Raw genomic sequence first — 11,954 nt, forward strand, 5'->3', positions numbered from 1 at the left:
GGGCCATTAAGGTTGAGGGAAAGTAGCGTTTTTGCGACGTGAGCCTGACGAGCGATTGCTCGGGATCAGGGAGTAGGGACACCCGCCGCACAGGAAGATTCGCTTTTCCGATCCCGGAAACGACAAAGCCCCGAATAACCGGGGCTTTGTCGTTCCAGTGCTCGTTTGGGCCAGGCCTAATAGACCTGAGGCACGATGAGTTCCGGCGGTGTGGGAATGCGCGAATAGTCTTCCTGCCTGACGCGTTGCGGCAGTTCGATTACCGGCATTTCCACCTCTTCGTACGGCATCTGCCCGAGCAGGTGATGGATGCAGTTGAGCCGGGCTTTCTTTTTATCGTCAGCTTGTACCACCCACCACGGCGCTTCGGCGATGTGCGTGCGTTCAAGCATGATTTCCTTGGCCTTGGTATAGGCTTCCCAACGCCTGCGGGACTCCAGATCCATGGGGCTGAGTTTCCACTGCTTGAGCGGGTCATGGATACGGCTGAGAAAACGCAGGTGCTGTTCCTGGTCGGAAATGGAGAACCAGTATTTGATCAGCTGGATGCCGGAGCGGGCGAGCATGCGTTCGAATTCCGGTACCGTACGAAAGAATTCCTCGTACTGGTATTCATTGCAGAACCCCATCACTTGTTCCACACCCGCGCGGTTGTACCAGCTACGGTCGAACAACACGATTTCACCCGCCGCCGGTAAGTGCGAGACGTAGCGCTGGAAGTACCACTGAGTGCGTTCGCGGTCGTTGGGGGCGGGTAGGGCGGCGACCCTGCAGACCCTGGGATTCAGGCGTTGGGTGATGCGTTTGATGACACCGCCTTTACCAGCGGCGTCCCGTCCCTCGAACAGGATCACCACTTTGTGGCCGGTCTTGACCACCCAGCTCTGCAGCTTTACCAGTTCGCCTTGCAGACGGAACAGTTCGCTGAAGTAAGTCCTTCGCGCATCCTTCTCGGAACCCTGCTGCACATGCTCATCGAACAATGCGTTGAAGTCATGGCCGTCTTCGGATAATTCAAGTTCCAGCTCTTCGTCACTGTGATCAAGCAACTCACGGTGGATGCGCTGTATCAGCGTGTCGTCTGTAGGGAACATGGCAGGGCTCGCGCGGTGAGGATGGCAAAGTGTTAGGCACAATTTGTTACGAACCCATTACATCCCCTGTGCGCCGCTGCGGCGGGGCAGGAGGATACCGTTTGCCACGTCGCTTTCATGAAAACGTCACAAAACTGCTGCAGAGTTCGGGAGCCCGTAATCACTAGGTGTCATTTAATGAAACGTTCGATGAAGTCTGCTGCGCTCGCCATTGCGGTATCTCTTTGTGCCACCTCGGCCTCCTTTGCAGCAGAAAATGTTCGCCTTACGGGGTCAGGAGCAAGTTTCCCGGCGCCGATCTACCTCACCTGGTTCAAGGATTTCAGCAAGAAATCCGATGGCGTCACTGTGGATTACCAATCCAAGGGCAGCGGCGCGGGCGTACAGGACTTCTTGAACAAAACCGTAGATTTCGCTGCCAGTGACTCGGCAATGAAAGACGAAGATATCGCCAAGGTCGCCGAAGGCGTGCAGTTGCTGCCGATGACTGCCGGGGAAATCGTGCTGGCCTATAACCTGCCGGGCAATCCCAAGGGGCTGAAGCTGCCACGCGACGTCTACTCCAACATCTTCCTGGGCAAGATCACGCGCTGGAACGATCCGCAGATCGTCGCTGCCAACCCGGACCTGAAACTGTCCGATACGCCGATCACGGTTGTCGTGCGTGCAGACTCCAGTGGTACGACTGCGGTATTCACCAAGCATCTGGCAACCGTCAACGCCGAGTTCAAGCAGGCGCTGGGCGAGGGCAACACCGTCAACTGGCCGGCCAGTGACAAGTTCATCAAATCGCCGAAAAACGATGGCGTAACGGCGACCGTGCGCCAGACCCCTGGCGCGATCGGTTACATCGAATACGGCTTCGCCAAGCTCGCCAAGGTCGACTTTGCCCAGTTGCAGAACAAGGCTGGCAATTACGTCGTGCCAAACGCCGAAAGCGGTGCCGAGGCCCTGGCCGCGGTGAAAATGCCGGAAAACCTGGTGGCCTGGCTGCCTGATCCGGACGGTGCCAAGTCCTATCCGATCACCTCTTATACCTGGATGATTTTCCGCAAGGACAATGGCAACCCGGCCAAGGCCAAGGCCATGCGTGAAATGGTCGAGTACAGTCTGACCGAGGGGCAGAAGATCGCCGATTCGATGGGGTACATCCCGTTGCCGCAATCGGTCGTCGAACAGGTTCGCAAAGCGTCCGCCAACATTCAGTAACGCCGTGAGGTCTCCCTCGGCGTGCGCGTCTGCGCCACGCCGGGAGAGTTTCCCCCCTGTTCCGGACTTAGCCCATGAACAAACCTTTTGTCGTACCGGTTAATCCCGACTCTGCCTGCCAGCCACCCTCGACGAAGGATTTCCTGGTTGATCGCACTTTTCGCGCGCTGGCGCGCATCGGCGTGGTGCTGATTCTTGCGCTGGTATTTGCGCTGGTGTTCGAAGTCGGACGCAAGGCACTTCCCGGTATGGAGAAGCACGGCTTCGATGTGCTGCTGGGCAGCGTGTGGGACGTCAACCAAGGCAAATACGGCATTCTGCCGGCCATCTGGGGCACGCTTTACAGCGCCTTCATCGCGTTGCTGATCGCCGGCGTTTTTGGCGTCAGCATGGCGATTTTCCTGACTCAGGATTTCCTGCCGACCAAGCTCGCCGCTCTGTTTCGTACCATCGTCGAACTGCTCGCGGCCATTCCGAGCGTGGTCTATGGCCTGTGGGGGATTTATGTGGTGATTCCGGCAATTCGGCCGCTGACCACCTGGTTGAACAGCGAACTGGGTTGGATACCCTTTTTCGGCACGTCCCTGAGCGGCCCGGGCCTGCTGCCCGCAGCGCTGGTGCTCGCGATCATGATTCTGCCGACCATTGCCGCCGTTTCGCAGGACGCGCTGACGGCGGTGCCGATGAAAACCAAGCAGGCCGCGTACGGCATGGGCACTACCCATTGGGAAGCGATTCTGAAAGTGATGGTGCCTTCGGCCGCCACCGGAATTTTCGGCTCTCTGGTGCTGGGCCTGGGGCGCGCGCTGGGTGAGACGATGGCGCTGGCCATGCTGGTCGGCAACGCCAACAACATTTCCCTTTCGCTGTTTGCACCGGCCAACACGCTTGCCGCTCTGCTGGCGCTGAACTTCCCCGAAGCCGGGCCGAACGAGATCGAGGTGTTGATGTATGCCGCGCTGGTGCTGATGTTGATTACGCTGATCGTGAACATTTTCGGCTCGATGATCATGATGTACGCCCAACGGGGTAACAAGTGATGACTGATCTGACCGCAGCAACAGACTTGACGGCGCCAACAGGCGCGATGCCCAGCTTGCAACGCAGGTTCGAAGGCCGCGCGCTGCGCAGCCTGATCCTCACTACCCTGGTCTGGGCGGGCGCTTTGCTGGCCAGCGTGCCGCTGATTTCCGTGCTCTACATGCTGATCACCCGCGGTGGCGCGCGCCTGAACCTGGAAGTCTTCACCGAATTGCCACCGACTGGCTTCGAGATGGGCGGCGGTTTCGGTAACGCGATGGCAGGTACCTTTGTAATGGTCGGTATCGCGGCAGCGATCGCGGTGCCGGTCGGGATCATGGCGGCGATCTTCCTGGCTGAGCTGGGGCCGGACAGCAAACTGGGCAACGCCGCGCGTTTCGCCGCGAAGATGCTCACGGGCCTGCCGTCGATCCTGGCGGGGGTGTTTGCCTATGCCCTGGTGGTGATGACGACCGGCACGTATTCGGCACCGGCGGGTGGCGTGGCACTGGCGGTCCTGATGCTGCCGATCGTGGTGCTGACCGCGGAAGAATCGATGCGGATGGTGCCCAAGATCATGAAGGATGCCGCCTATGGCATGGGCTGCACCCGCTCGCAGGTGATCTGGAAAATCATCTTGCCGACCGGCATGCCGGCGATCCTGACTGGCGTGATGCTCGCCGTGGCGCGTGCCGCCGGCGAGACGGCACCGCTGTTGTTTACCGCGCTGTTCAGCAATTACTGGATCTACCACCAGGGCAACCTCGACGTCATGAACCCGACTGCCTCGCTGGCGGTGCTGATCTACAACTTCTCCGGCATGCCTTTCGATAACCAGCTCGAGCTCGCATGGGCGGCCTCGTTGGTGCTGGTGATGATCGTGCTGTTCGTGAACATCATCAGCCGGATTTTCGGCAAGCCCAAGTATTAAGAACGGGAGCAACTGATTTTGAACGTATCCACTGCGCAAATAGCCGCTCCGTTTGTCACCCAGGCACCTGTAGTCATGGACTGCAAACTGGACAAGATTTTCTACGGCAACTTCATGGCGGTACGTGACAGTCACGTACCGATCGAGAAAAACAAGATCACCGGCTTCATCGGTCCTTCAGGCTGCGGCAAGAGCACCGTACTGCGTAGCCTCAACCGGATGAACGATCTGGTGAAAGGATTTCGTTTCGAGGGCCATGTGCATTTCCTCGGGCAAGACGTCTACGGAAAGGGTGTCGATCCGGTGGTCGTACGCCGCTACATCGGCATGGTATTTCAGCAGCCAAACCCGTTTTCGATGAGCATCTTCGACAACGTTGCGTTCGGTCTGCGCCTCAATCGCTACAAGGGCGATATCGGTGACCGCGTCAAGCATGCGCTGCAAGGCGCCGCGCTGTGGGATGAAGTCAAGGACAAGCTCAAGGTCAGCGGCCTGTCGCTCTCCGGTGGTCAGCAACAACGCCTGTGTATCGCTCGTGCAATCGCCACCGAGCCTGAAGTCCTGCTGCTGGATGAGCCTTGTTCGGCACTCGATCCGATCGCTACCCGACGGGTCGAAGAATTGATGGTCGAGTTGAAGAAGGATTACACCATCGCGCTGGTCACCCACAACATGCAGCAGGCCATCCGTGTTGCTGACACCACGGCGTTTTTCTCGGTGGATATTTCCCAGGGCACGCGCACTGGCTATCTGGTCGAAATGGGCCCGACGGCGCAGATCTTTGACAATCCGCGTGAACAGATGACCGGCGATTATATCAGCGGCAAATTCAGCTAAGCCTCAACACCGGTCACAGCCGCCTACCTGCACAAGCCAAATGGATTTGGCGGGCACCGGTGGACATTTATCAAGCGTTTCCAAGGAGCTCCAATGCCTGCCAAGCACCGTCTTGATCTGCCTGCGATTGAACGCGCACTGCGTGACGTGCAGAGCCGTTTCGCCGAGCTCAGCCGGCACTTCACCGAGCCGCGTGATCCATTGACTGACGAAGTCCTGAACAATGTGCTTGAAGGTTATGCGTTGGTTGACGAATATGTTGCCCGCGGCATCGACCTGTTCGATCTGCAGCAACTGAACCTGATGCTCGAGATCAATGCCACGGTGCTGTGTGGCCGGGATCCGGCGCGCCGTCTGGAATACGCCCAGCATCTGGCAGCCACCGAGGCGCACTTCTTCAACAATGTCGAGGGCGGCATCAAGGACTTGTACAACTGGTATTGCGCGTATCGCAGTGAATCGGTCTGGAAGCGTGCTGCGGGGGTCTATGTACGCATTCTGAGCAAGCCGCAGCTGTTTATCGAAGGCAATAACCGCAGTGGCTCGCTCATCGTCAGCTACCTGCTCATGCGGGCGGGACTGCCTCCGTTCGTGCTGACGCTGGAAAACGCCGAGGGCTACTTCAATCCGTCCTCGGTCATCCGCAACTCCGCCAAGCATGGCGTCAAGGCGTTGTACGAATTGCCCAAGATCAAGAAAAAATACGCAGCATTTCTAGAAGAACAGGCACCCGATCCAATGAAGTTCTTTCTCAAAGACAAGCCGTTACCACTCTCTCAAGGTGGCCATTGATGAGCTGGGCCCCGGCGTTTGCCAGATGCAAAATCCTCGTCAGCCGGGCAGGGCAGGTCATCCGCTGCGCTCTGCCGCAGCTGTTCGAGCGTCAGCGCATACGAATTTCGTTCGATATCGATGACACGCTCGCTTGCCAGCTCCACCACTGCGCAGTCGAGAAAAGTCGACTGCCGGCCTGTATCCATCGCTGGTTGGGTGAGCCGTTGCGTATGGGCACGCGCTCGCTGATCCGCGAGCTGCGCCGCCAGGACTGCAGTGTCTGGGTCTACACGTCGTCCGGGCGCACGCCGTCCTATATCAGGCGTTGGCTGGCGCTGTACGGCATCCGCGTCGACGGCGTGGTCAACAGCGTGCTGCACAACCGTGCCCTGACGGCGCACGGGATGTCGAATGCGCCTTCCAAGTATCCGCCAGCGTTCGATATCGACTTGCATGTCGATGATTCGGAAGGCGTGCAGATTGAAGGCAAGGATCATGGCTTCCGGGTGGTCGTGGTGCATCCCGAGGATGATCGCTGGGCGCAGAAAGTCCTCGATTCAGTGGCTGTAGTCCAGGCGCAGCTCGCCTGGCAGCAAATGCGCCGACCTGAACAGCCGGTGCAACACCGGGCGGGCGCATTCTTCGAGCCGCTTGGTTAAGCGACTGCATCATCCGCTATCAGGACGGTAGAGCCTCCGACATGCGAGGCGCTGCTGTGAACGACTGAAAAGATGCTGAGACGATACGCTGCAAAACGTGTCCCGCAGAAACGACAAAGCCCTGAATAATCAGGGCTTTGTCGTATCAAATATGGCGGAGGCGATGGGATTCGAACTCATGGACCTGTTACAGTCGACGGTTTTCAAGACCGTTGCCTTAAACCACTCGGCCACACCTCCGTTTGCGTTGCGGGCGCCATAATACCTGAATGAAACACACTGTCAAACTCTCTGCATGGCTTGTTACAGAGCGTCTGTTATGATCTTTGCGACTGAACGTTTCAAACCAACAGGAGTGTCGCCATGCGCGAACAGGATTACGCAGTTAATAACAGCGTGCAGGCTGAGCAGCTAGAGGTTAGCCGCGTCCTGCGCAACACTTATGGTCTCTTGGCTCTGACCCTCGCATTCAGCGGTGTGATGGCCTTCGTAGCCCAGCAGATGCGTGTCGGCTACCCGAACATTTTCGTGGTGCTGATCGGCTTCTACGGGCTGTTCTTCCTCACCAACAAACTCCGTGATTCCGCGTGGGGCCTGGTGTCCGCCTTCGCGTTGACCGGTTTCATGGGTTTCCTGCTCGGCCCGATCCTCAACCGTTACCTGGGCATGCAGGGCGGCGCTGAAGTGGTCAGCTCGGCATTCGCCATGACCGCGCTGGTGTTCGGTGGTCTGTCGGCCTACGTGCTGATCACCCGCAAGGACATGAGCTTCCTCGGTGGTTTCATCACCGCCGGTTTCTTTGTCCTGCTGGGCGCTACGCTGGCGAGCTTCTTCTTCCAGATCAGCGGCCTGCAACTGGCGATCAGCGCCGGCTTCGTGCTGTTCTCGTCGGTCTGCATTCTGTTCCAGACCAGCGCGATCATCCACGGCGGCGAGCGCAACTACATCATGGCGACCATCAGCCTGTATGTATCGATCTACAACCTGTTCGTCAGCCTGCTGCAACTGTTCGGCATCATGAGCCGCGACGACTGATCTTCAAGGCTGAAATAAAAAACCCGCTTCGGCGGGTTTTTTATTGTCTGGAGAAAAGTGGAAGCTCAATTGATGACGATGCTGCCATCCACTTGTTGACGGTAGATCGTGTAGGGCAGCAGCAAAGTGTCGAGCGCGCCGGACACCACGGCGTCCACAAGCACCACCGGAATGGCGGCGTTGCGGTGGTCATCGGGATCGATGCCTGAGGCCAGTGGTGCGTTCAGCGTGCAGAAATCATAGGCGAGGCCGCTGTAGATTCTCGGCACTGCGCCGCAGTAACTCTTTTGCTCCTTGAGTCCGTCCACGGCTGCCTGATCGTTGCGCGCCACGGTCTGAATCGTGCCGCAACCGCCGAGCAGCAGGGCCGCCAGCGTCATTACCTGAATTTTCATACCGCCATTCCTTAGCTGCGAAAAACCACAATCTACGCCGACCAGACGCAAAAGGCACCTACGCCATCGGTGGCAGGCGTCGTTTGACCGGGGTCTTCTTGACGATCGCCGTGTTGGTTTCCGCCAGCGTATTCAGGCGATCGAGCAGGGTGTCAAGTTGCTCCATCGAGCGCACATGCAGGCGGGCGATAAAGCAGTCTTCCCCGGTGACCTTGTCGCACTCGGTGAACTCCGGAATCGACATGATCTGCCGCTCCACCTCCTGCAATTGCCCCGGCAGCGGCCGCACCCGGACGATCGCCTGTAACTGATAGCCGAAGCACTTCGGATCGATCTCCACCGTGTAGCCTTTGAGCACGCCGCGCTCTTCCAGGCGCCGCAGTCGCTCGGCCACGCTCGGCGACGACAAACCGCTGATCTGCGCCAGCGCTTTAAGCGAACGCCGCGAATCTTCCATCAGCGCGCCGATGAGGATCTGGTCGATATCATCAGTCATGTACAAAATCCTCAATTAGGCAAAACGTGCGAAGCACCTGCGATAAAAAAGGCAAAAACCAAGTTTAGCCTGCTTTATGCACTGGAGCAGCCCGTCCGGTGATTGGCATACTTTGGCCATGCTTCACCCTAGCCCAGGAGCAAAATGATGGACAACGCAATCCGCCGCGGCTCGCTGGAAATGACCGCCGCCATGCTGATATCCGGGACGATCGGCTGGTTTGTGCTGGTGTCCGGGCAACCGGTGCTGGACGTGGTGTTCTGGCGCTGCGTGTTCGGCGCCGGCACCTTGTTGTTGATCTGCGCCGCGTTCGGTTTCCTGCGCCCAGGGATTCTGACCCGCACGACGTTTTTGCTGGCGGTGCTCAGCGGAATGGCGATTGTTGGTAATTGGGTGTTGCTGTTCGCGTCGTATTCCCGCGCCTCGATTGCCATTGGCACGGCGGTCTATAACGTGCAGCCGTTCATGCTGGTCGGTCTGGCGGCCTTGTTTCTTGGCGAAAAAATCACCTTGCAGAAGCTGTTCTGGTTGGCGGTCTCCTTCATGGGCATGCTGGCAATCGTCAGCGCGCATGGCACTCAAGGGGAGAGCGGTAACGATTATTTGCTGGGGATTGCTTTCGCCCTGGGTGCGGCGTTTCTGTATGCGATTGCCGCGTTGATCATCAAGCGCCTGACCGGCACGCCACCGCACCTGATCGCGCTGATTCAGGTCTGCACTGGCGTATTGTTGCTCGCGCCGTTCGCCCACTTCGATGCGCTGCCTCAAGGTGCCGACGCCTGGGCCAGTCTGGTGACATTGGGCATCGTTCACACTGGTCTGATGTACGTCTTGCTATATGGCGCGATTCAAAAACTGCCGACCGCACTCACCGGCGCACTGTCTTTCATTTATCCGATTGCGGCGATCTTTGTTGACTGGTTCGCCTTCGGCCATCGCCTCCAATTGCTGCAGTGGATCGGTGTGGCGGCGATCCTGCTCGCCGCCGCCGGCATGCAACAAGGCTGGGGCTGGAAAGCCCGGCGGCTGGCGGCGCAGTAACGTTCAGATGTTCCAGCGCGGCGCGGTGGCCGCCAGACGCTGGCGCATTTCGCTGATGTTGGCCGCCAGTTGCCGGGTCAACATCCGGTAGCCGTCCAGCGTATTGGCAACCGGCGCATCCAGGTCCGCAGCCGGCAGCTCCATCGGCCGCTCCAGCCGCTGCGAGGCGCCGGTTTTCAATGCGCGGGCCATGCCGATCAGTTGCACACGAATCTGCCGGTGCTCAGCCTTCAGCGCCGTTTGCAAATGTGCGGTGGCCTGAGGGTCGCTGACGTTGGGGCGGATATTGCCGAGGATTTCCAGGGTGCTGATGCACATGCGCAGGTTGCGCTGAATGGCGTCGAGCTCGGTCATGGAGATTTTCACTTCCTTGGACACCGACGGCATCAGCGAGCGTAATTGCACCATCACCGCGCCGACTTTGCTCATCAGCCGCACATGTTCGTCGGCGCTGACCGCTTCACCGTTGATGATGCGCCCGTACACCGTGGCGCAATCGCGCAAGGCATCGGCAAGGTTGTAGCGCCACGAGTAGACCGCGTACAGCGGCAGGGCGAAGGAAAAGGCCAGGGCGAGGGCAATGCCGATCAGGATGTCGACACCGCGCCACAAGCCATCGGTGATCGGGTTATCGCCATGCCCGGCGACAATGAACACGGTGATGGCCGAGAGCAGGGCGGTGTAGCCACCCTTGCCGATCGCGTGATACGAGAAAAAGCCACACACTACGGCCATGGAAAAATACGTCAGCCACGGCATGCCCAGCCACGCATGTTGCGCCACCAACGCCAATCCGACCCCTGCACCGATCAAGGTGCCGATGGCGCGCTCGGCGGCTTTCTTGCCGATATTGCCGTGGTGCTGCAAACCGCCGATCACCACCAGCATGGTCACCGATGCCCATTCACCGTGGGGCAGGTTGATGCCGGTGGTCAGCAGAATCGTCGCCAACAACCCCAACGCCACCCGCACGCAATGGATCAATCGGGCGTGACGGTAGCGCCGATACGGGTCCAGTAACGGACGCAGGATTCGGCGCAGCAGCGGTGGCAGGCGGTGGGTGCTGTAAGTAGTCAGTGCGAACCTCGCGTGTCGATCAGCCAATCAATGGAAGGGGAAAATGTAATTCATCCAGGCCGACATGCGCAGCAGGATTTTGCGCATCGCGCCGATGTGATGAAAGTGCTGACTGTACAACGCCGCCTGCCCATAGGCGCCGCCCGGCATCAGCGAACTGTATTCGGCGAATGCAGGGTCAGTTATCTCAATGATCACCGGCACCCGTCCCGCCGGGGGCGAGCCGGTGTAGCTGATCAGCGTACCCGACGGTTGCACCTGGCCCTCGGCAATCACACCAATGACGCTTTTCACTCGCCCGGCGAAGACCTTGCCGGGAATGCCATCGAACGCCACCTCGGCCTCATCACCCACAGTCAGGCGCAATAAACTGTTCTGACGCATCCACGCGGCAAAATACTGACCTTCCTGGGGAATAAACACCATCGACGGGCGCAGCGGCAGCTTGCTCGCCATCATCCCCGGGCGCAGCGACACGTGGGTGACAAAGCCTTTGCTCGGCGCCCGCACCACGGTGTTGTCCAGCTCGAACTGGGCGTTGTCCAGTTGCGCCTGCAGATCGTCGGTGCGAGCGATGGCCGCGTCCAGTTCACGCTGGGTGCCGAAGTTGCGGCGAATCAGTTCGGTGATGCGATAGCGATCGCCCTTGGCGGCTACCAGCTGCGCCTTGAGTGACTTGAGCCGGTTGTGAAAAGGCGTGGGGTCGATGCGAAACAGCACGTCGCCTTTTTCCAGGGGTTCGTTGCCCTTTACCGGCACATCGATAACCTGGCCGCTGACGATCGGAATCACCGGCACCGAAACAAAGTAGGAGCGCGCCACCTCGGAATAGGGATGGTTGTAGTTCATGGTGAAAATCAGCGCGCCGATGATCAGCACGCCACCCAGAACCGCCGTGGGCACCGTCCACTTGTTCAGCGGAATGCGGAAGATCTTGAACAGGGCGACGCAGAAAGCGGCGTAAGTGAGGATGAGCAGCAGATCCATGCTCAGATCCCCCGGCTGTCGGAATCGGGTGCTACCGGCGACTGCGCTTCGAGTCGCTCGATACGGCCCTGCAGCTCCAGCACTTGCTGCTCCAGCCGGATGACATGGTTTTGCACCGGTTTGCCATCACCGAAACCCCAGCCGCGGTCCTCGCGATAGGCCATCGCCCAGATCCACAGAAACGGCCAGAGCGCATGCAGGGTAAACAGGCTGACCCAGCCAGTGGCATGGATCGCGTCTTGATGCGGGTGGTTGCGGTGGACGGCGATCTCGTACGGGATGTCATGCAACACGATGATCCCGTAAAACAGCACGAGACCGACAAACACCAAAAGACCCAACGCGAAGTAATCGAGCATGGTCAGCCTCCCGGGCATCCAGCAATGCTGGGCTCAGTGT

General features: G+C 59.0%; 14 protein-coding genes and 1 tRNA gene. 8 read left to right on the forward strand and 7 right to left on the reverse strand.

Annotation, left to right across the window (positions count from 1 at the left end; translation table 11 throughout):
- Window positions 1–176: 176 nt before the first annotated feature.
- Window positions 177–1,094 (reverse strand): polyphosphate kinase 2, encoded by a 918-nt coding sequence (ppk2, locus tag GXB78_RS03495; protein ID WP_329514255.1) that lies wholly within the window; start codon window positions 1,092–1,094, stop codon window positions 177–179.
- Window positions 1,095–1,271: 177 nt separating this feature from the next.
- On the opposite strand from ppk2, the gene pstS reads away from it, so the two are divergent.
- The 6 genes from pstS (at window position 1,272) to GXB78_RS03525 (ending at window position 6,524) form a co-directional block, all read left to right on the forward strand.
- Complete coding sequence (gene pstS, locus GXB78_RS03500; RefSeq protein WP_329514257.1) at window positions 1,272–2,303, forward strand: phosphate ABC transporter substrate-binding protein PstS; 1,032 nt, start codon at window positions 1,272–1,274, stop codon at window positions 2,301–2,303.
- 74 nt (window positions 2,304–2,377) lie between these two features.
- Window positions 2,378–3,343 carry a phosphate ABC transporter permease subunit PstC gene (gene pstC / locus GXB78_RS03505; protein WP_024012838.1) on the forward strand — a complete coding sequence of 322 codons (966 nt, stop codon included), beginning with the start codon at window positions 2,378–2,380 and terminating at the stop codon, window positions 3,341–3,343.
- Window positions 3,343–4,254 carry a phosphate ABC transporter permease PstA gene (gene pstA, locus GXB78_RS03510; RefSeq protein WP_016774590.1) on the forward strand — a complete coding sequence of 304 codons (912 nt, stop codon included), beginning with the start codon at window positions 3,343–3,345 and terminating at the stop codon, window positions 4,252–4,254. Before pstC ends, pstA begins: the two co-directional genes overlap by 1 nt.
- A gap of 75 nt (window positions 4,255–4,329) precedes the next feature.
- Complete coding sequence (pstB, locus tag GXB78_RS03515) at window positions 4,330–5,091, forward strand: phosphate ABC transporter ATP-binding protein PstB (RefSeq protein ID WP_016774591.1); 762 nt, start codon at window positions 4,330–4,332, stop codon at window positions 5,089–5,091.
- A 93-nt stretch (window positions 5,092–5,184) separates the two neighbouring features.
- Window positions 5,185–5,883, forward strand: a complete 699-nt coding sequence (locus GXB78_RS03520; protein WP_329514260.1) for a hypothetical protein — start codon at window positions 5,185–5,187, stop codon at window positions 5,881–5,883.
- Entirely contained in the window at window positions 5,883–6,524 is a 642-nt protein-coding gene (locus GXB78_RS03525; RefSeq protein WP_329514262.1) for a hypothetical protein, read from the forward strand. The genes GXB78_RS03520 and GXB78_RS03525 overlap by 1 nt, the downstream gene beginning before the upstream one ends.
- A gap of 152 nt (window positions 6,525–6,676) precedes the next feature.
- Here the strand turns inward: GXB78_RS03525 and GXB78_RS03530 are convergent.
- A tRNA-Ser gene (locus GXB78_RS03530) sits at window positions 6,677–6,764 on the reverse strand.
- 123 nt (window positions 6,765–6,887) lie between these two features.
- Between GXB78_RS03530 and GXB78_RS03535 the strand changes: the two genes are divergently transcribed.
- Window positions 6,888–7,559, forward strand: a complete 672-nt coding sequence (locus tag GXB78_RS03535; protein ID WP_008006561.1) for a Bax inhibitor-1/YccA family protein — start codon at window positions 6,888–6,890, stop codon at window positions 7,557–7,559.
- 65 nt (window positions 7,560–7,624) lie between these two features.
- On the opposite strand, the gene GXB78_RS03540 is transcribed toward GXB78_RS03535, so the two are convergent.
- Together GXB78_RS03540 and GXB78_RS03545 are read right to left on the reverse strand one after the other, a co-directional pair.
- Entirely contained in the window at window positions 7,625–7,954 is a 330-nt protein-coding gene (locus tag GXB78_RS03540) for a YceK/YidQ family lipoprotein (protein WP_329514264.1), read from the reverse strand.
- A 58-nt stretch (window positions 7,955–8,012) separates the two neighbouring features.
- Complete coding sequence (locus GXB78_RS03545) at window positions 8,013–8,450, reverse strand: Lrp/AsnC family transcriptional regulator (protein WP_007955121.1); 438 nt, start codon at window positions 8,448–8,450, stop codon at window positions 8,013–8,015.
- 147 nt (window positions 8,451–8,597) lie between these two features.
- Between GXB78_RS03545 and GXB78_RS03550 the strand changes: the two genes are divergently transcribed.
- Window positions 8,598–9,491, forward strand: a complete 894-nt coding sequence (locus GXB78_RS03550; RefSeq protein ID WP_329514278.1) for a DMT family transporter — start codon at window positions 8,598–8,600, stop codon at window positions 9,489–9,491.
- Between the two features lie 3 nt (window positions 9,492–9,494).
- On the opposite strand, the gene GXB78_RS03555 is transcribed toward GXB78_RS03550, so the two are convergent.
- Genes GXB78_RS03555 through GXB78_RS03565 form a run of 3 tightly spaced genes read right to left on the reverse strand, consistent with a single transcriptional unit; the run spans window position 9,495 to window position 11,914 of the window.
- Entirely contained in the window at window positions 9,495–10,535 is a 1,041-nt protein-coding gene (locus GXB78_RS03555) for an FUSC family protein (RefSeq protein ID WP_329514581.1), read from the reverse strand.
- A gap of 60 nt (window positions 10,536–10,595) precedes the next feature.
- Window positions 10,596–11,555, reverse strand: a complete 960-nt coding sequence (locus GXB78_RS03560) for an HlyD family secretion protein (protein ID WP_329514280.1) — start codon at window positions 11,553–11,555, stop codon at window positions 10,596–10,598.
- Between the two features lie 2 nt (window positions 11,556–11,557).
- Window positions 11,558–11,914, reverse strand: a complete 357-nt coding sequence (locus GXB78_RS03565) for a DUF3302 domain-containing protein (RefSeq protein ID WP_329514282.1) — start codon at window positions 11,912–11,914, stop codon at window positions 11,558–11,560.
- Between the last annotated feature and the right edge of the window lie 40 nt (window positions 11,915–11,954).

It is taken from the genome of Pseudomonas moraviensis subsp. stanleyae (genome assembly GCF_036283065.1).
GTDB classification, from domain to species: Bacteria; Pseudomonadota; Gammaproteobacteria; order Pseudomonadales; family Pseudomonadaceae; genus Aquipseudomonas; species Aquipseudomonas stanleyae.